This is a genomic window from Rhodococcus ruber NBRC 15591 (genome assembly GCF_001894945.1).
Taxonomy (GTDB): domain Bacteria; phylum Actinomycetota; class Actinomycetes; order Mycobacteriales; family Mycobacteriaceae; genus Rhodococcus; species Rhodococcus ruber.
This window is the reverse complement of the sequence record NZ_BCXE01000001.1, coordinates 285,744-303,221: the sequence shown is the minus strand read 5'-3', so window position 1 is coordinate 303,221 and position 17,478 is coordinate 285,744. Positions and strand designations below refer to the sequence as shown.

At 72.2% G+C, this 17,478-nt stretch carries 18 protein-coding genes; 8 read left to right on the top strand and 10 right to left on the bottom strand.

Features of this window, described 5'->3' with window-relative positions:
- Positions 1-24: 24 nt before the first annotated feature.
- Complete coding sequence (locus RR3_RS01400) at positions 25-669, bottom strand: alpha/beta hydrolase (protein ID WP_010592397.1); 645 nt, start codon at positions 667-669, stop codon at positions 25-27.
- Between the two features lie 32 nt (positions 670-701).
- Here RR3_RS01400 and RR3_RS01395 point away from each other — a divergent pair, with 32 nt between their 5' ends.
- Positions 702-2,051 (top strand): DUF2252 domain-containing protein, encoded by a 1,350-nt coding sequence (locus tag RR3_RS01395; protein ID WP_043823046.1) that lies wholly within the window; start codon positions 702-704, stop codon positions 2,049-2,051.
- A 1-nt stretch (position 2,052) separates the two neighbouring features.
- Here RR3_RS01395 and RR3_RS01390 read toward each other — a convergent pair whose 3' ends face one another.
- Both RR3_RS01390 and RR3_RS01385 read right to left on the bottom strand, forming a co-directional pair.
- On the bottom strand, positions 2,053-3,228 hold the full coding sequence (locus RR3_RS01390; protein WP_010592399.1) for an amino acid deaminase/aldolase: 1,176 nt from the start codon (positions 3,226-3,228) through the stop codon (positions 2,053-2,055).
- A 70-nt stretch (positions 3,229-3,298) separates the two neighbouring features.
- Complete coding sequence (locus RR3_RS01385) at positions 3,299-3,943, bottom strand: TetR/AcrR family transcriptional regulator (protein WP_010592400.1); 645 nt, start codon at positions 3,941-3,943, stop codon at positions 3,299-3,301.
- Positions 3,944-4,020: 77 nt separating this feature from the next.
- Between RR3_RS01385 and RR3_RS01380 the strand changes: the two genes are divergently transcribed.
- The gene (locus tag RR3_RS01380) at positions 4,021-5,346 is read left to right on the top strand and encodes a D-arabinono-1,4-lactone oxidase (protein WP_010592401.1); all 1,326 of its coding nucleotides are present in this window, start codon (positions 4,021-4,023) and stop codon (positions 5,344-5,346) included.
- A 21-nt stretch (positions 5,347-5,367) separates the two neighbouring features.
- On the opposite strand, the gene RR3_RS01375 is transcribed toward RR3_RS01380, so the two are convergent.
- The 5 genes from RR3_RS01375 to RR3_RS01355 form a co-directional block, all read right to left on the bottom strand.
- The gene (locus tag RR3_RS01375; RefSeq protein ID WP_010592402.1) at positions 5,368-6,291 is read right to left on the bottom strand and encodes an adenosine deaminase; all 924 of its coding nucleotides are present in this window, start codon (positions 6,289-6,291) and stop codon (positions 5,368-5,370) included.
- A gap of 28 nt (positions 6,292-6,319) precedes the next feature.
- Positions 6,320-7,081, bottom strand: a complete 762-nt coding sequence (locus RR3_RS01370) for a crotonase/enoyl-CoA hydratase family protein (RefSeq protein ID WP_010592403.1) — start codon at positions 7,079-7,081, stop codon at positions 6,320-6,322.
- A 94-nt stretch (positions 7,082-7,175) separates the two neighbouring features.
- Positions 7,176-8,231 carry a class I adenylate-forming enzyme family protein gene (locus tag RR3_RS01365; protein WP_029539872.1) on the bottom strand — a complete coding sequence of 352 codons (1,056 nt, stop codon included), beginning with the start codon at positions 8,229-8,231 and terminating at the stop codon, positions 7,176-7,178.
- A gap of 66 nt (positions 8,232-8,297) precedes the next feature.
- Positions 8,298-9,095 (bottom strand): enoyl-CoA hydratase/isomerase family protein, encoded by a 798-nt coding sequence (locus RR3_RS01360; RefSeq protein WP_017681736.1) that lies wholly within the window; start codon positions 9,093-9,095, stop codon positions 8,298-8,300.
- A gap of 10 nt (positions 9,096-9,105) precedes the next feature.
- Positions 9,106-10,584 (bottom strand): DHA2 family efflux MFS transporter permease subunit, encoded by a 1,479-nt coding sequence (locus RR3_RS01355; protein WP_026138001.1) that lies wholly within the window; start codon positions 10,582-10,584, stop codon positions 9,106-9,108.
- A gap of 38 nt (positions 10,585-10,622) precedes the next feature.
- Here RR3_RS01355 and RR3_RS01350 point away from each other — a divergent pair, with 38 nt between their 5' ends.
- A complete protein-coding gene (locus RR3_RS01350) occupies positions 10,623-11,420 on the top strand; it encodes a GNAT family N-acetyltransferase (RefSeq protein ID WP_017681734.1) in 798 nt (265 codons plus the stop codon).
- A 35-nt stretch (positions 11,421-11,455) separates the two neighbouring features.
- On the top strand, positions 11,456-12,472 hold the full coding sequence (locus RR3_RS01345) for a glutathione S-transferase family protein (protein ID WP_017681733.1): 1,017 nt from the start codon (positions 11,456-11,458) through the stop codon (positions 12,470-12,472).
- 7 nt (positions 12,473-12,479) lie between these two features.
- On the opposite strand, the gene RR3_RS01340 is transcribed toward RR3_RS01345, so the two are convergent.
- Positions 12,480-12,881: a VOC family protein gene (locus RR3_RS01340; RefSeq protein ID WP_026138000.1), complete on the bottom strand. Its 402-nt coding sequence runs from the start codon at positions 12,879-12,881 to the stop codon at positions 12,480-12,482.
- Positions 12,878-13,735, bottom strand: a complete 858-nt coding sequence (locus RR3_RS01335) for an AraC family transcriptional regulator (protein WP_010592411.1) — start codon at positions 13,733-13,735, stop codon at positions 12,878-12,880. The genes RR3_RS01340 and RR3_RS01335 overlap by 4 nt, the downstream gene beginning before the upstream one ends.
- Positions 13,736-13,852: 117 nt before the next feature.
- Here RR3_RS01335 and RR3_RS01330 point away from each other — a divergent pair, with 117 nt between their 5' ends.
- Genes RR3_RS01330 through RR3_RS01315 form a run of 4 tightly spaced genes read left to right on the top strand, consistent with a single transcriptional unit; the run spans position 13,853 to position 17,366 of the window.
- Positions 13,853-14,602 carry a hypothetical protein gene (locus RR3_RS01330; RefSeq protein WP_026137999.1) on the top strand — a complete coding sequence of 250 codons (750 nt, stop codon included), beginning with the start codon at positions 13,853-13,855 and terminating at the stop codon, positions 14,600-14,602.
- Position 14,603: 1 nt separating this feature from the next.
- The gene (locus RR3_RS01325) at positions 14,604-15,443 is read left to right on the top strand and encodes an alpha/beta fold hydrolase (RefSeq protein WP_010592413.1); all 840 of its coding nucleotides are present in this window, start codon (positions 14,604-14,606) and stop codon (positions 15,441-15,443) included.
- 40 nt (positions 15,444-15,483) lie between these two features.
- Positions 15,484-16,584: an ABC transporter ATP-binding protein gene (locus RR3_RS01320; RefSeq protein ID WP_017681731.1), complete on the top strand. Its 1,101-nt coding sequence runs from the start codon at positions 15,484-15,486 to the stop codon at positions 16,582-16,584.
- Positions 16,581-17,366, top strand: coding sequence for an ABC transporter permease (locus RR3_RS01315; protein WP_029539874.1), 786 nt, complete (start codon positions 16,581-16,583; stop codon positions 17,364-17,366). Before RR3_RS01320 ends, RR3_RS01315 begins: the two co-directional genes overlap by 4 nt.
- The last annotated feature ends 112 nt before the right edge of the window (positions 17,367-17,478 follow it).

Below are 17,478 nucleotides of genomic sequence, written 5' to 3'. Positions count from 1 at the left end.
CTCCGCGGCGAGGGATGCATTCGCTCACTCGCGTCGGTGGGCCGGCACGTCGGTCACGGCCAGGACGAACTCGGCGACGTCGCGGGTCACCGTGCGGTGCACCGGCTCGTGCAGCAGGTCGTGGCCTGCGTCCGGGTACTCGCGCAGCTCCAACGCCGGGATCGTCCGGGACCAGGCCCGGACGGGCTCGATCGGGGCCAGCCGGTCGTCGACGCCGTGCACCGCGAGCAGCGGTATGCGCGCCTGCGCGAGGATCTCGGCCGTCGCGGGCACGGCCGCCGATCGAGGCGTCCCGCACAGCACGGCGCCGCGGAATCGGCCGGCGTCGGTGCGCAGCACCGTGAGGGCGGTTCCCGCGCCGAGCGAGTGCCCCATCACCACCAACGGCATCCCCGGCTCCGCGCGCTCGGCCAGCTCGGCGACGCACAGCAGGTCGGCCGCCAGGTCGTCGACGGCGCCCGGTTCACCGGGGTTGCCCTCGGACAGGCCGTGCCCGGCGAGATCGAGGCCCCACACCGCGATGCCGTGCGGCGCCAGACCCGCGGCGAAGCGATGGTAGTGACCGGTGTGCTGACGCATCCCGTGGGCGAAGACGACGGCGGCCGTCGCGCCGTCGACGGACCAGTGCCGGTAGTGGACGCGGCCGGTGCTGCCGTCGAAAAAGGGCATGCGGCCATTGTGCGCCGGTGCACAATCGCGGGATGACACCGACCACCGCCGTCGAGCGCAGCCGAGCCGAGGGGCGCGCCGCCCGCACCCGCATGCCCCGCAGTGCGCACGGCGAAATTCGTTGTCCCGAACGGGATCCGGTCGCGATCTTCGAACAGCAGAACCGCACCCGACTGCCGGAACTGGTGCCGATCCGGTACGAACGGATGACGGAGTCGCCGTTCGCCTACTACCGCGGCAGCGCCGCCGCGATGGCGGGGGACCTGTCCACCGAGCCGGTGACGGGGCCCCACGTGGTGGCGTCGGGCGATGCACATCTGGCGAATTTCGGCCTGTACGCCTCGCCGGAGCGCCGAGTCCTGTTCGACCTCAACGACTTCGACGAAGCGTATCCGGCGCCGTGGGAATGGGACGTCAAACGGCTGGCCGCGTCGGTGTGGTTGGCCGGCCGTCAGACCGGGCGCACCGAGCAGCAGTGCCGGGACGCGACCCTCACGACGGTGCGCTCGTACCGCGAGACGATCCGCTTCCTGTCCGACCTGACGGCCACCGAGCGGTTCTACTTCCAGGTCGACGCGGACGAGATCGAGCAGGCGTCGCGGAATCCGGAGGCGATACGCGCCGTCGTGCAGAAGGCACGGGGCCGCACCTCCGAACAGGTCCTGAGGAAGCTGACGGTTACCACGGCCGACGGCGCACCGCGCATCGTCGACCAACCCCCGATCGTCCGGCACCTCGACATCGGGTCGCTCGAAGCCATCGACGGGATCGTCGCGTCCTACCGGGCGACGGTGCGGGCGGACGTCCTGCTGCTGCTCTCCCAGTACCGCGTCGTGGATTTCGCGATGCGGATCGTGGGAGTGGGCAGTGTGGGCACCCGGTGCTTCGTCGTCCTGCTGCTCGGGCCGGCCGACGAGCCGCTGTTCCTCCAGGTCAAGGAGGCCGGACAGTCGGTGCTGGAGACGCACGGCGGGATCCGCGAGACTCCCCACCGCGTCGCGTCCGAACTCATCACGCACGGCCAGGGCGCCCGGGTCGTGGGTGCGCAGCGAATCCTGCAGGCCCACTCGGATCCGCTCCTCGGCTGGATCACCGGCGTGCCCGGTCCGGACGGCGTGCGACGGGACTTCTACGTCCGGCAGTTCCGTGACATGAAGGGATCGGTGCAGTGGGATCGGTTGAGTGCCGCACAGTCGGAGCGGTACGGCCGGTTGTGCGGGGCGCTGCTCGCCCGTGCCCACAGCCAGAGCCCGGTCGGCGCGTTCGTCGCCGGGTACCTCGGCCGCGGGACGGTCTTCGACGAGGCGGTCGCGCGGTGGTCGGCCGCCTACGCCGATCGCACGGAGCAGGACTGGCGGGCGCTGTGCGACAAGGGGCCGTAGGTCACCAGCAGCGCCCCTCGCCGCGGTAGGTGGGGACGGTGGTGCGGGTGCCGTCGGCGTCGACGAGGTGCAGTTCCGCGAACCGCTCGCACAGCTCCCCCGCCTTGGCGTGCCGCAACCATACGCGCCCGCCGACGGGCAGATCCGCCGCGGCACGGCCGGTGACGGGGGTCTGCACCTCACCGGCCCCCTCGGCGCGCAGCAGCCGCAGGCCGGCGGGACGGACCGGACGCGGCACCCGCGAGGGACCCGCCGGGCCGGAGGCGATGTAGCCGCCCCCGAAGAGGGTGGCGACGGTGGGGCCGGGCCTGCGCACCGTGGGCAGTGCGAAATACAGCGCAGGGCGCGGGGTGAAGGCCCGGTAGCGATCGAACAGCGTGGGCACGTACAGACCGGAGCCGGCGGTGACCTCGGTGACGACCGGGTCGGCGGAGCTGACCTCGAGCGAGCCGGTGCCGCCGCTGTTGACGATCTCGAGGTCGCCGACGACAGCACGGACGGCCCCGGCGACGGCGCCGCGCCGGGTGGACAGCTCGGCGGCCGAGCGGCGTTTGACCCACCGGACCGCCGGCGAGGTGTCGGGCAGACCGGCGATCTGCGCCTCGTAGAACATCACGCCGACGACGGCGAAACCGGCGGTCGTCGCGCAGCGCGCAAGCTGCGCCACCTCGTCGGGGGTGCGCAGCGGCGAGCGCCGCACACCGAGATGCACCGGCCCGAGCCGCAGTGACGCGTCCACGTCGAGGCACACGCGGGGACGCACGCGGGCGGTGCCGAGGGCGTCGCGCACGATGCCGAGTTGGGCGGCGGAGTCGACCATGAGGGTGACGGCGTCGAGCGCCTGCGGCCGGCCGGCCAGTTCGGCGAGCGCGGCTCGGTCGACGGTCGGATAGCCGAGAAGCACGTCGCGGGCGCCGCGCTCGACCAGCCAGAGCGCTTCGCGCAGCGAGTACGCCATGATCCCACGGAATCCGGCCCTGGCGGTGAGGCCGGTGCCGAGCACCTCCTCGAGGACGGCGCGGCACCGGACGGACTTGCTCGCCACTCGCACGGGGGTACCCCCGGCGCGGCGGACGAGGTCGGCGGCGTTGCTCCGGAGCGTGGGGAGATCGACGGCCGCGAGCGGGGGGTCCAGGTCGGCCGTCGCGTCGTGGAGCCGGTCGAGGGGGTGGGTCACGGCGGGGTCCAATCCACGGCAGGTCGGGGGTCGCGGCCAGTCAAGCACCGAGTTGGACCTGTGTCCAGGTTCAGGTCGTTTCCACGGCCCGTCCGGCGACGATCGCGGCGATGTCGTCGAGTTCGGTGACGATGGCGTCGCCGTCCCGATCGACCAGCCATCGCAGGACCAGTCCGTCGAGCATGGCCAGCGCGAGCCGGGCGACGGTCGAGACGGGCTCGATCCACTCGGTGCCGGTGCGGGCGGCGCACTCCTCGAGGAACGTCCGTGCCTCGACGTCCATGATGCGGTACTGATCGGTGGCGATGTTGCCGCCGAGGGGCTCGCCGGCATCGCGGTGACGCAGCGAGTACGCCGTGATCTCGTAGGTGAGCAGCTGCCGGTCGGGCGTCTTCTCGATCGTCGGCCACATCGCGTTGATCCCCACGTAGAGCAGCTGCCGCAAGCCGCGCAGGCCCTGCGGGTCGGGTCCGTCCTGCGGGAGGGTGAAGGCGGTGCGCAGCGCCTGGCTGAGCTGGAGCACCAGCGCCTCCCCCATCGCGGCGACGAGGGCCTCCTTGCTCTCGAAGCAGTAGTGCACCACCCCGAGGGAGACGCCGGCGTGCTCGGCGACCGCCCGCACGGTGACGGCCCCGAGACCCCCGCCCTCTGCCAGCGCGAGAGCGGATTCGACGAGTTGGGCTCGACGTTGGTCCGCCGGCAACCGGTTCAGCATGCCTCCGATCGTAGATCCCGGCCCGGATCCGTCGGCATCTATTGACCTGGACGGTCGTCCAAGTCGATGATGGGCGCATGGCCACCGACCGCCCCGTCGCCACCTGGCACAACTGGGCCCACACCGAATCCGCGACGCCGCACGCGTACGAGACCCCGGAAACCCTGGAGGAGATCGTCGCCGTCGTCGCACACGCATCCGGACGCGGGCTGCGCGTCAAGGCGGTCGGGGCCGGCCACTCCTTCACCGGCGTCGCCGTCACCGACGGCGTGCTCGTCTCCCTCGACCGGTTCACCGGCATCGAGGAGGTCCGTCCCACCCCTGCGGGTGCGTTCGTCACGGTGCGGGCCGGCACCCGGCTGCGGGATCTCAACCGGCTCCTGTGGGAGCACGGTCTGGCGGTGCCGAACCTCGGGGACATCGACGTGCAGTCGCTCGCCGGCGCGATGTCCACCGGCACCCACGGCACCGGCGCCCGGTTCGGGGGCCTGGCCACCGTCGCGCGCGCGGCCACCCTCGTCCTTGCGGACGGCTCGGTCGTGCGCTGCTCCCCCGAGGCCGAGCCGGAACTCTTCGAGGCCGCCCGGCTCGGCCTCGGCGCCGTCGGCATCCTCGCCACGATCACCCTGGAGTGTGTGCCCGCGTTCGCACTGCATGCGGCGGAAGCACCCGGGACGCTCGACGACACCCTGGCCGTGCTCGAGCGCGACCGGCTCGGCGTCGACCACTTCGAGTTCTACTGGTTTCCGCACACCGACCGGGTACTCACCAAGCGCAACACCCGGCTGCCCGACGACGCACCGGGCGCCCCGGTGGGACGGCTGCGCGGCTTCCTCGACGACGAGGTGCTCGCCAACGGCATGTTCGAGGTCGTCCAGCGCCTCGCAACCCGCGCGCCGGCCCTCGTCCCCAAGCTCAACGGGTTCGCCGCGCGGACCCTGTCCCCCCGGGAGTTCGTCGATCGCAGCTACCGCGTCTTCGCCTCCCCGCGCCGGGTCCGGTTCCGGGAGATGGAGTACGCCGTCCCCGTCGAATCCGCGACCGAGGTGCTCACCGAGATCGATACGTGGCTCTCCCGCAGCGACTTCCACGTCGCATTTCCGGTGGAGGTACGCTTCGCCGCCGCCGACGACGTGTGGCTGTCGACGGCCCACGGCCGCGACAGTGCCTATCTCGCGGTGCACCAGTACCACCGTCGCGAACACCGGCCGTACTTCGATGCGGTCGAGGCGATCGCCCGCGCCGTGGACGGCCGGCCGCACTGGGGCAAGATGCACGGCCGCACCGCGGCCGACCTGCGCGCGACGTATCCGCGATTCGACGACTTCCTCGCCGTCCGCGACCGCGTCGACCCGCAGCGCACGTTCGCCAACCCGTACCTGGACCGCGTGCTCGGCCCGTAGCTCGCGCCCGGACCGCACGTCCTATCCGAACGATGCCGTGATCGAATTGCGCGCCAACGTCTCCCGCTGCTCGTCGGTGAGCCCGAGCCGGTCGCGCAGCGCCGCGAACGTGTCGTCGACGTACCCGCCGAAGTACGCCGGATCGTCGGAGTTCACGGTCACCAGCAAACCCGCCTCGAGCATGCGCGGCAGCGGATGCTGCTCGATCGAATCCACCACGCGCAGGCGGACATTCGACAAAGGACAGACGGTGAGCGGAATCTGCTCGTCGACGAGGCGCGCGACGAGAAGCGGGTCCTCGAGGGAGCGGATTCCGTGGTCGATGCGTTCGGCCCCGAGCAGATCCAGTGCCTGCCAGACGTATTCGGGCGGCCCCTCCTCCCCCGCATGGGCGACCGCGTGCAGGCCCTCGGCGCGGGCGCGGGCGAAGACGTCCTCGAACAGCGACGGCGGATAACCCACCTCCGCGGAGTCCAGGCCCAGCCCGCTGATCGGAGCCGACAGGCGCAGCAGTTCCCCGAACACCTCCTCGGCCTCGTGCACGGGCCGGTCCCGCACGACGGACGCGATCATCGCCGCGTCGACGCCGAACTCCCGCCGGCCCGCCGCGACGGCGGCGGCGAGGCCCTCGACCACCTCGGCCAGCGGCACGCCGCGGCTCGTGTGCGCCTGCGGGTCGAAGAAGAACTCGGCCCGCGTCACCCCGGCCTGCGCCGCCCGGCGCAGGTACGCCGTCGCGAGATCGGTGAAGTCCTCGGCGGTCCTCAGCACCTGCATGTTCGCGTAGTACAGGTCGAGGAACGACTGCAGGTCGGTGAACTCGTACCGGCCGCGCAGCTCGTCGAGGTCGGCATACGGGAGCGAGACGCGGTTGCGCTCGGCGAGAGCGAAGATCAGCTCCGGTTCGAGGGTGCCCTCGATGTGGACGTGCAGTTCGGCGAGCACGATCGATCTCCTTCGTCGGCGCGGGTCGTCAGCGGCCCTTCCAGACCGGCGGACGCTTCTGCGCGAACGCCGTCGCACCCTCGCGGGCGTCCTCGGACACGAACACCGGGCCGACGATCTCGCGCTGGCGGTCGAAGGCCTCGTCCGCCGGCCAGTCGGCGGCCTTGGCGATGACCTCCTTGGTGGCCGCCACGGCGAGCGGGCCGTTGGCCGTGATCCGTTCGGCGAGAGCCAGGGCGCCCGCCAGCGCACCGCCCGGCTCGGTGAGAACGTTGACGAAACCGTAGCCGTGGGCCTCCTCGGCGGTGAACGCGTCGCCGGTGAGCGCCAGTTCCATCGCCTTCTGATACGGAATCCGGGTGGGCAGGCGCAGCAGGCCACCACCCGCGGCGACGAGTCCGCGCTTGACCTCCGGGATGCCGAACTTCGCGTCCGTGGCGGCGACCACGAGGTCGGTGGCGAGGACGAGTTCGGTGCCGCCGGCGAGCGCGAAGCCCTCGACGGCGGCGATGATCGGCTTGCGCGGCGGCGCCTCGGTGAAGCCGAGACCCTTGCCCGGCACCGCGATGTTCTCCCCGGCGACGAACGCCTTGAGATCCATACCGGCGCAGAAGGTGCCGCCGGCACCGGTGAGCACGCCCACGGACAGGTCGGGGTCGGCGTCGAGTTCGTCGACGGCGGCCGCGAGGCCGTGGCTGACGGCCGCGTCGACGGCGTTGCGGGCCTCGGGACGGTTGATGGTGATCACCAGAATTCGACCGCGACGCTCGAGCAGGACCTCGTCGGACATGCGCACACCTTTCACGGGGTTCGGTTGCCGATCGCGCGTGCCGCGGTCCGTTCGCTTGTACCGCACTCGAACCCGACGGCAGCGGACCGCCGTGTCACGACACGCGGACGGCGACGGGCGTGACGAAACCGTCCGCGTCGATGTGCACCTGGTCGCCGGTGCGGAACCAGCCGTCGTCGAAGGTCTCGGCGGTCGCCTCCGGGTCGTTCCAATAGCGGCGAGCGACACTGGGGCCGCGGCACAGCAGTTCGCCTTCACCTCGATCGGCCGCCGGACCGAGGAGGGCGACCTCCATCCCGCCGAACGGAACCCCCACGCTGCGCGGGTGTGCGGCCCGCTGATCGGTGGGCAGCAGCAACCCGATGCCGCCGGTCTCGGCCACCCCCCAACCGCGCACGCATCTCGCCGCGGGGAACGACGCACGCAGGTGCCGCCACGGCACGCGCACCCCCCGCGCCCCGGCGGCGACGACGGTGCCGCCGGCCGCCAGGGTCGGCAGCAGTTGCACGGCGCTGCCCGCCGCCGTGGACAGCGGTGCGGTGAGCACCGTGCGCGCGCCCTCCGCGGTCAGGTCCATGGCGTGCACCACGGCCTCGATCGTGGAGAGGATGTTCTCGTTGGTGAGCTCGACCCCGTGCAGTCCCCCGCCGCGTTTGCGCACGTAGTACAACACCGCGAGCTCGTCCGGCGCGGCGCCCTCGTCCAGGAACGCCACCCCGTCGGGCAGCTCTCCGTCGAGGGTCAGGACGGCGCCGCTGTCCTCGGCGATCCACTCGAGTTCCGGTTCGCTGCACGTCGGATCCGGCAGCACCGGCACGCCACCGGCGAGGACCACCCCGAGGAACGCGTACAGCCAGCGGAATCCGTTCGGGCAGTGGACGACGACGCGGTCGGCCGGGCCCACGCCCTGATCGAGCAGGCCGCCGGCCACCCGGGCCGCCGACGACCACATCTGCCCGTAGGTGAGGGCGTTGCCGGCCCGGTCCACGGCGGCGACGCGGGCGGAATGCCGCAGCGCGCTGCGGTCGAGCAGCTCGGCCAGGCACGGCTCGAGGTCCTCGTACCGCAGGACACCGTCCAAGCGGCGACTGACGCGTTCGTCACGGAACCACCCGGCTGCACACGAAACCCGGACCAGCGCCACCGACATCGTCACCTCCGCCTCGTCGTGTGCCTGCACTATATGGCGCGGGTCACAGCTGGGGGCTGGATCGGCTTACCTTCCCGTGTACGACGCCTTCCCCGGCCCGACGGAGAGGAAGCTCCGCACCGCACCTTTCAGGTCGTCGGTGCCGAACAGCGCACCGGAGACCTCCGGGGTCTCCGAGTCGGCGTGGGCGACGCCACCGGACCGCCACGCGCCGATGATGCGCTTGGTGGCGTCGTGGGCGCGGGTGGGACCGTCGGCGAGCCGGTCCGTGAGGGCGCGCGCCGCGGCGTCGACGTCGTCGTGCACCGCGTTGACCACTCCCCACGACCGCAGCGTCTCGGCGTCGTAGAGATCGCCGGTCATCACCAGCTCGCGCGCACGGCCGGAGCCGGCGCGCTCCGCCAGCCGCTGCGGCCCGCCCATCGACGGAGTCAGACCGACGACGGTCTCCACCAGCCCGAACTTCGCGCCCGGCGCCGCGAGGACGATGTCGCAGGCGAGCGAGATCTCGAATGCCGCGGTGAGGGTGAGCCCGTGCGCGGCGAACACGACGGGGCACGGCAGGGCCTCGAGCGGATGGATGATCCGAGCGAACAGGTCCTGCCACAGCTGGGCGCCCTGGCCGGCGTCGAGGCCCTCGAACAGGTGGACGTCCACACCGCCGGAGACGACCTTGCCCTCCGCGCGGATCAGGACCGCGCGCGGCGGTGCCGCCCCGAGCGCGGCGACGTCGGCGATCACGGCGTCGAACAGGGCTCGGTCGAACAGGTTCAGCGTGCCGTGCGCGACGGTCAGCACGGCGACCTCGGCACCGGCCGCGGTGGTGTGGCGCTCGAGGCGGGTGGGGTGGGTGGTCTGCGTCATGCGCGCCACACTAGGCGAGTGTGCTGCGCTCCTCGAGGGACAGGCTCGGCACCGGCTCGGCCCGGCCGGGCCGACCGAAGAACAGCGCCGCGGCGAAGCCGACGAGCAGGACCGCGGCGGGCAGCAGCGTCGACTCGGCCATGGCGGCGGCGAAGGGCGCGCGCACCGGCTCCGGCAGGGCCGTCGTCCCGCCCTCGGCCGCCTCGGCCGTCCCGCCGCCGGTGAGCCCGTGCACGGCGAGGCGCGAGGTGATGAGCGCCCCCACGGCGGCGCTGCCCAGGACGGCACCGACCTGACGGGTGGTGTTGTAGACACCCGACCCGGCCCCCGCCTGATGGGGCGGCAGGCCGTGCGTCGCGGTGGCGGCGAGCGGCGACCAGATGCCGGCCATCGCGGCACCCATGAGGGCGATCGGCAGCAGCAGCTGCCACACCGGCGAGTCGGGTGTCATCAGTGCCGCCAGCCACGCCAGCGCCACCGCGAGCAGCGCGAAGCCGGTGCCGGCGATGTAGCGCGGATGGGTCCGGTCCACGAGCCGGCCGACCATCGGGGCGAGCACGCCGGTCAGGACCGCCATCGGGGCCATCAGCAGCGCCGACTCCGTGGGTGTCCAGCCGCGCACGCCCTGGGCGTAGAACATCAACGGCAGGACCATCGCGGTGACCGAGAAGCCCATCGCGGCGATGCCGATGTTGGCCAGCGAGAAGTTGCGGTCGCGGAACAAGCCGAGCGGGACGAGCGGCTCTCCGCGCCCGCGGGACTGGTACCACACGAACACCGCCAGCAGCGCCACTCCGGCGGCGATCAGCACCCACACGGGCGTGGACCAGTCGTAGGAGTTGCCCTCCTGGATACCGAACACGAGGCAGAACATGCCCGCGCCGCTGAGCAGCACGCCGAGGAGGTCGAACCGGTGCGGATGGGTGGGCAGCGCCGGGACCAGGCGCGCCGCCAGGACGAACCCGACGATCCCGACCGGCACGTTGACGAAGAAGATCCACTCCCAGCCGAGGTGGTCGACGAGGACACCGCCGGCCAGCGGACCCACGAGGGTGGCCACACCGGCCACCGCGCCCCACAGTCCCATGGCGGTGCCCCGCCGGTCCGGCGGGAAGGTGCGGGTGATGATCGCCATGGTCTGGGGGGTCATCAGCGCCGCGCCGAGGCCCTGGAAGACCCGGGCGACGACGAGGGCGGCGACGGTGCCGGACAACCCGCACCACAGCGACGCCGCGGTGAACACCACCAGCCCCGCCAGGTAGACCCGCTTCGGGCCGAACCGGTCCCCGAGGCGGCCGGTGACCAACAGCGGCACCGCGTACGCCAGCAGGTAGGCGCTGGTGACCCACACGACGTTGTTGATGTCGGTGTCGAGCGCCCGCATGATCGCCGGGTTGGCGACCGCCACGATGGTGCTGTCCACCAGGATCATGAAGAACCCGAGGCACAGCGCCCACAGCGCCGGCCACGGACTTGTCTCGGTCTCCACCCGCACGCCCTCCGCTCGTAGGCGTCTACGGTAGCGCCGTGGACGGACATCTCCTGGACATCGTGCGGCTGGCCTGGTGCCGCGAACTCGGGCTCGACGACGCAGCGCTCGCCACCCCGGGCCGGGTGACGCGGGTGGACGACGCATCCGCCCTGGTCCGGGTGCTACGACTCGGCGACGTCAGCGCGGTGGTGGGCCCGGGCTGGGTGGTCGACGCCGTCGCGACGGTGCCCGACGCGGAGCTGGACGCGTCGGCGCTGCTCGACCTGACGCGCGGGCACGCGGTGCGCAGCCACGCGCTGAGCTACTGCGCCGACTGGGTCGACGCGACACGGGTCCGCGATCCGCTGATCTCCCACGAGGTCGACGACCTGGCGGAGCTGTTGCGGCGCTGCCCACCCGACGACGCGACCGAGGCGGGCCTCGAGATCGTGACCGAGGCGGGCCTCGAGATCGTGACCGAGGCGGGCCTCGAAATCGCGACCGAGGCGGGGCTCGAGAACGTGACCGAGGCGGGGCTCGGGAACGTGACCGGGGAGGCGTCGTCGTTCGTGCTGCTCGACGACGACCACCGGCCGCTGTCGGGTGCGGTGTACACCGAAGTGCAGTCGATCCTGGCGGACGTGACGGCGCTGACCGTGCCGGAGCACCGGCGGATCGGCCTGGCGGCGACCGTCGCGACCCTGGCGACGCACGATGCGCTCGACGCCGGACTCGTCCCCCAGTGGCGGGCCCGGCGCGACAACACCGCGGGCCGTGGCCTGGCCGCGGTGTTGGGGTACACCGAACTGGGAACCCACATCTCGGTGGCAGTACCGGCCGCCGCAGGAACGTAACGAGCCGCAGGAACGTAACGAGTGAGGGGAGCCCAGTGAACGAGCACTCGGGAGGCGACGGGGACGGGTACGTCACGCCCGGCGCCGAGTACAGCCGTGACACGCACTACATCACCACGCGCATCACAGCCGACGGGCGCGACGGGTACCCGGTGGAGGCCGGCCGGTACCGGCTGATCGCGGCCCGCGCCTGCCCGTGGGCGAACCGCGCGCTCATCGTGCGGCGGCTGCTGGGGCTCGAGGACGCGCTGTCGCTGGGGTTGTGCGGCCCCACGCACGACGAGCGCAGCTGGACGTTCGATCTGGACCCGGGCGGGGTGGATCCGGTGCTGCAGATCCCGCGGTTGCAGGACGCGTACTTCGCGCGGGACCCCGAGTACTCCCGGGGGATCACGGTGCCCGCCGTCGTCGACGTGCCTACCGGCCGCGTGGTCACCAACGACTACCCGCAGATCACCCTGGACTTCGCCACGGAGTGGACGGCACTGCACCGCGACGGCGCCCCCGACCTCTACCCGGAACCGCTGCGCGACGAGATCGACGAGGTCGCCGAGCTCGTCTACCAGGACGTCAACAACGGCGTGTACCGGTGCGGGTTCGCCGGGTCCCAGCGCGCGTACGACCGTGCCTTCGACCGGCTGTTCGCGCGGCTGGACTGGCTCGAGGAACGGCTCGGCTCCCGTCGGTACCTGGTGGGCGAGACGATCACCGAGGCGGACGTGCGGCTGTTCACCACGCTGGCCCGCTTCGACGCCGTCTACCACGGGCATTTCAAGTGCAACCGGAATCTGCTGGCGTCCATGCCGGCGTTGTGGGGGTACGCCCGGGACCTGTTCCAGACGCCCGGTTTCGGCGACACCATCGACTTCGGGCAGATCAAGCAGCACTACTACATCGTGCACACCGACATCAATCCGACGCAGATCGTGCCGAAGGGCCCCGACCCGAGCGGATGGCTGACCCCGCACGGCCGGGAAGAGCTGGGCGGCACGCCGTTCGGGGACGGCACGCCGCCGCCCCCGCCGCGGGCGCAGGAGGCGGTGCCGGCTTGAGTCCGACTCACGCGCCCGCGTACGTTCCGAAACTCCAGTACACCCCCTGCGGGTCCCGGCACGTGAAGTCGTGCGATCCGTAGTCGGTGTCGTGCAGGCCGAGGACGACCGTGGCACCGGCGGCCACAGCGCGGGCGTGCAGCGCGTCGACCGCGGGGGCGTCGGGGAGGACGAGGTAGATGCAGCCGGTGCCGGCGGGTATCTCGATCGGGCCGCCCCCGCCGGCCGAGCCGAGCATGACGCCGCCGCCGTGCGGCCAGCGCAGCTCGGCGTGGTCGACGCGCCCGCCGTCGCCGTAGACGGCGTTCTCGGTGAAACCGAACGCGTCGACGAGGAAGCGGATCGCCGCCCGGGCATCGGTGTAGGAGAGGCAGGGCCACACGGGTGTGGTGAGTGCTGTCGTAGTCATGGTTGCCAGTGTTCGTCGGCAGCCGGGTCGCCGTCTTGGACGATTGGGAACTGCTCGTCGCGCAGCCAGTGCGACGGCGGAACCCCGGCGATCGCGCGCCATTCCCGTGCGAGGTGGGCCTGATCGTAGAACCCGGACCGGGCGGCCACGTCGGCGAGCACGTGCGGTCCGGGCCGGCGCAGCAGCCGACGGGACCGGTCGAACCGGACCACCCGCGCCGCCTCCTTGGGCCCCACCCCGAACTCGGCGGTGAATCGTGCGTTCAGATACCTTCGACTCCAACCGATCTCGTCGGCCAGGTCGGCGATCCGCACACCGGGGGTGCGGGGATCCTGCAGCCTGCGCCACACGTGACGCAGGTGTGGATCGATCTCGCCGTGCTCGGCGGCGAGCCGCCGGGCGAGCACCTCGTCGAGGACCCGGAATCGGCTTTCCCACCCCGCAGCGGCGGCGATCCGCTCGCCGAGTTCCCGGGCGGCGGCGCCGAGCACGTCCTCGAGATCGACGACCCACGCGCCGAGTGCACCGGCGGGCACCCCCAGCAACACCCGGGCTCCCGCCGGGGTGAGCGCGAGCTGGATTCCGTGCTGGTTGCCGTCGTGGGCGATGGTGACGGCGGTGGTGGCCAGGCCGCTCGCGAGCGCACCGAACCGGCCGGGGCCCTGACCCGGTGCCGCGGCCCGCGCGAGTTCGACAGGGGCACCGATCGTGAGCACGACGGTCAGGTCCGGGGACGGCAGACCGAGGTGGGTACCGGGGGCGAATCCCGTCAGCCGGTACCCGTCGTAACTGCGCACGTAGGGGCACAGCGGCGGGGCGGGCCGCCGCCGGGCACCGTCCGAGATGCCGGTCACGGTCCCAGGGTAAACACGGATAGACGCCACGCCCACGGGGTACACAGGGTGAGCAGCCGTGGAACTCACGGCGGTGTATGCAGGCCCGGGAGGGCCGGGAGGATCGAGGACGGAACGATGAGCGACAGGGTAGGACGCGTGGAGAAGTATCTCGTCACGCTCCTGGACAACGGCAGCAGGCTGCAAGCGCCCGCGGTGGCACGCTACGTCGACCTGACGCGGCGTGCCCATCCCGACGAGACTCCCGAGCAGATCATCAGGCGGTTGGAGAAGACCTTCCTCAACGGAGTCACCGGGAGCGGCACGGCGGCCGGCGCCGCGGCGACCGTGCCCGGGATCGGCACACTCGCGTCGATCGCCGCGGTCGGCGCCGAGACCGCGTTCTTCCTCGAGGCCGCCGCGTTGCTGACCCTGGCGGTGGCATCGGTGCACGGGATCGAACCGCACCAGCACGAGCAGCGCCGCGCCCTCGTGCTCGCCGTGGCACTGGGCGAAGCCGGCATGGAGATCGTCGAGCGCGCCACCGGCACGACCGCGAAGACGTGGACGTCGGCGCTCACCGGCAAGATCCCCGGTGCCCAGCTGAAGTCCGTGAACAAATCGCTCGTGCGGACCTTCGTCCGCAAGTACCTCGCCAAGCGCAGCGCCCTGGTGTTCGGCAAGCTCGTGCCCGCCGGCATCGGTGCCGCGATCGGTGGCGCGGGCAACCGCGCGCTGGGCAAGCGGGTCATCGCGAACGCCCGGGACGCGTTCGGGCCGCCGCCGGCGCAGTGGCCGTCGCAGCGTCCACCGCTCACCGGCGCAGCGTCCGGACCGGACGGGGATCCGAACTGGCAGGCGCTGTCCTCCCCCCTGACCGGCTGGTGACATGTCCGCGGGCAAGGTGTTCGTGCGCGAGAGCGGATCCGGCACCCGCACCGTGGTTCTCCTGCACGGATACTCCGATCACGGGGGCACCTGGTGCAAGGTGGTCCCGGCGCTGGCCGAGCGCCACCGGGTCCTGACCGTCGACCTGCCCGGATTCGGCCGCAGCGCCGGACACTGGCGGGCGCCGGTGCTGGATCACTATGTCGACACCGTCGCCGAGGTGATCGCCGACTGCGCGGATCCGGTGGCGCTGATCGGCAATTCGCTGGGAGCGGTGACCTCGCTGGCGTTCGCATCGACGTATCCGGGCCGGGTGGACGGCGTCGTGCTCGCCGACATGCCGGGGATGGCCGGGATCCCGCGCAGCTGGTCGAGCGGCGCGCGGTTGCCGCTGGACATGGTGTCGCGCGCGCTGTCCCGGCCCGTGCCGCCCGCCCTGGTGCAGTTCGCCGTCGCCACTCTCTACGCCCGTGCGGCGCTGCACCGTCCGGACCGGCTGGGCGTCGACACCCGCACCGCGTTCGCGGCGAACTACGCGAGCCGGCGCAGCATCGAGACCCTGCTGGCCGTCGGCCGGGCCGTGATCCCCGAACTGGCCCGGCTGCCCATCCCCGAAATGGTGAACTCCCTGTCCGTGCCGGCACTGCTGGTGTGGGGTGAGCGGGATCTGATCACCCCGGCGCGCGCCGCGGGCCGGGTGCATACCGGCGCCCGACGGCGGGTCGCGATCATTCCGGACGCCGGGCATTGCCCGCAGCTCGACTCCCCCAGCGAATTCCTCGAACTGGTGCTGCCGTTCCTCGAGCGGTCCTTCTCCCGGCCTGCCGCGCCGGGCACGTAGGCTCTCGGGGTCCGAGCAGGACCCACCAGAGAGGGAGTCGATGACAGCGCCGTTCCCGACGGAGCCGGCCGCCGGCGCCGGGTACGCGCCCGCGGCGGGTATCGCCGTGCAGGGCCTGTGGAAGAACTTCCGCGACGTACCCGCGGTGTCGGACCTGTCGTTCTCCGTGCCGCCGGGTTCGATCACGGGATTTCTCGGGCCGAACGGTTCCGGGAAGACGACGACCCTGCGGATGCTGCTCGGCCTGGTGCGCCCGACGGCCGGTGTCGCGCTCGTCGACGGGGTGCCCTTCACCTCGCTGCCGCACCCGGCACGGGTGGTCGGTGCGGTGCTGGACGCGCAGAGCTTCCATCCCAAGCACACCGCCGGCACCCATCTCGAGGTGTACGCCGCGGCGATCGGCGTGCCGTCGGCACAGGTGCGGCGCGTCCTCGACCTGACCGGGCTCGCCGCGGCGACCCGCCGGCGGATCGGCGAGTTCTCCCTCGGCATGCGGCAGCGGCTGGCGCTGGCCACCGCGCTGCTCGGCGAACCGCGCTACCTCGTGCTCGACGAACCGGCGAACGGCCTCGACCCCGAAGGCATGGCCTGGTTGCGCGACTTCCTGCTCGGCTACGCCCGCTCCGGGGGCACCGTGCTGATCTCGAGTCACATCCTGCGGGAGGTCGAGCAGACGGCCGACCGTCTGGTGATCATCAGCCGCGGCAGGCTCGTGCACCAGGGCACGACGGCGGATCTGCGGCATGCGCATCGAGCCCGGGTCCTCGTCGCCGTCTCCGACCCTGCCCGCCTGGCGACGGCTCTCGCCGCGTCGGGCCACACCGACGCGCAGGTCCAGCCCGACGGGCGGCTCGCGATCGTCGGGGTGGAACCCGAGCGCGTCGCCGAGTTCGCCACCGCGTACGGCGTGACCGTCTTCGGAACGAGCGTCGAGCACATCGACCTCGAGCAGGTGTTCCTGGCGATGACGGCGGGTCAGTACGTGGGTGCCGCGCCCGGGTGGGGGATGCAGGGACCGCCGGCTCCACAGCCCCCGTACCCGGGGCAGTTCCCACAGCCCCCGCAACAGCCGCCGTACCCGGGGCAGTTCCCGCACTCCCCACAGCCTCATCCGCCGACCGGTTGGGAAGGACCCCGTTGACTGCGTTGCTGACGGCCGAGTTCCGTAAGGTCCTGGGCCTGCGTTACTGGTGGATCCTCGGGATCGCCCCGGCGGTGGTGGGCCTGTTCTCGGGGGCTCTGACCCTGCCGATCCTCACCACCCTCGAGGGACTCGTCGGCGAGAACTTCGCCGAAGCCGCCGCCGCCGCGATCGGTGTCGCGGTCGCACTGGCGCTGGTGTTCCTGTTCGCGGCCCTGTTCGGGGTGGTCAACACGGGCAGCGAGTTCCAGCACCGCACCATCGTCACCAGTTTCCTGACCGCCCGCGGCCGCGACGGGGTCGTCGCCGCCAAGCTGACGACGGCGGTCGCGTTCGGCCTGTTGTACTGCGTGGTGGTGGAAACCGTGTCGGTGCTGACCGTCCTGATGTTCGGCGGCGGACCGTCCGGCGACGGCTCGGGGGCGGGCAATGTCGCCGCGGTCCTCGGCGCCGGCCTGTTCGCCGCGATGCTGTGGGCCCTCATGGGCGCGGGGCTCGGCCTGCTCACCGGTTCGACGGCCGGCAGCGTCCTGGCGATCACCGCCTGGGTTCCGTTCGGGGAGCTGATCGTCTCGCTGATCCTCGACGGTCTCGGGGCGGGTGCGCTCGCCCGGCTGCTGCCCGGACAGCTCACCTGGTACACGGTGTTCACGGCCATCGACCTGCCCGAGGAGGTCGACCCGGCCGTGACGTGGCCGGCGGCGCCGCTGGGGTTGCTCGGCTGGACGGTACTGCTGTGCGGCCTCGGCTGGTGGCGTACCCGTACCCGCGACATCGTCTGATTCCCTCTGCGCGGATTCGTCCGCTCGTTGCGAATTCGCGCCGGTCGCGCACGGAGCGGATTCCGAAGGGCCGAGCGGATCCGCTTCGACGGAAGCGGATCGTGGAGAGCCG

Excerpts from the sequence above, each read along its gene's own strand:
- RR3_RS01400 (WP_010592397.1), bottom strand. The coding sequence starts at position 669 with ATGCCCTTTTTCGACGGCAGCACCGGCCGCGTCCACTACCGGCACTGG.
- RR3_RS01395 (WP_043823046.1), top strand. The coding sequence starts at position 702 with ATGACACCGACCACCGCCGTCGAGCGCAGCCGAGCCGAGGGGCGCGCC.
- RR3_RS01385 (WP_010592400.1), bottom strand. The coding sequence starts at position 3,943 with ATGCTGAACCGGTTGCCGGCGGACCAACGTCGAGCCCAACTCGTCGAA.
- RR3_RS01380 (WP_010592401.1), top strand. The coding sequence starts at position 4,021 with ATGGCCACCGACCGCCCCGTCGCCACCTGGCACAACTGGGCCCACACC.
- RR3_RS01370 (WP_010592403.1), bottom strand. The coding sequence starts at position 7,081 with ATGTCCGACGAGGTCCTGCTCGAGCGTCGCGGTCGAATTCTGGTGATC.
- RR3_RS01365 (WP_029539872.1), bottom strand. The coding sequence starts at position 8,231 with ATGTCGGTGGCGCTGGTCCGGGTTTCGTGTGCAGCCGGGTGGTTCCGT.
- RR3_RS01360 (WP_017681736.1), bottom strand. The coding sequence starts at position 9,095 with ATGACGCAGACCACCCACCCCACCCGCCTCGAGCGCCACACCACCGCG.
- RR3_RS01340 (WP_026138000.1), bottom strand. The coding sequence starts at position 12,881 with ATGACTACGACAGCACTCACCACACCCGTGTGGCCCTGCCTCTCCTAC.
- RR3_RS01330 (WP_026137999.1), top strand. The coding sequence starts at position 13,853 with ATGAGCGACAGGGTAGGACGCGTGGAGAAGTATCTCGTCACGCTCCTG.
- RR3_RS01325 (WP_010592413.1), top strand. The coding sequence starts at position 14,604 with ATGTCCGCGGGCAAGGTGTTCGTGCGCGAGAGCGGATCCGGCACCCGC.
- RR3_RS01320 (WP_017681731.1), top strand. The coding sequence starts at position 15,484 with ATGACAGCGCCGTTCCCGACGGAGCCGGCCGCCGGCGCCGGGTACGCG.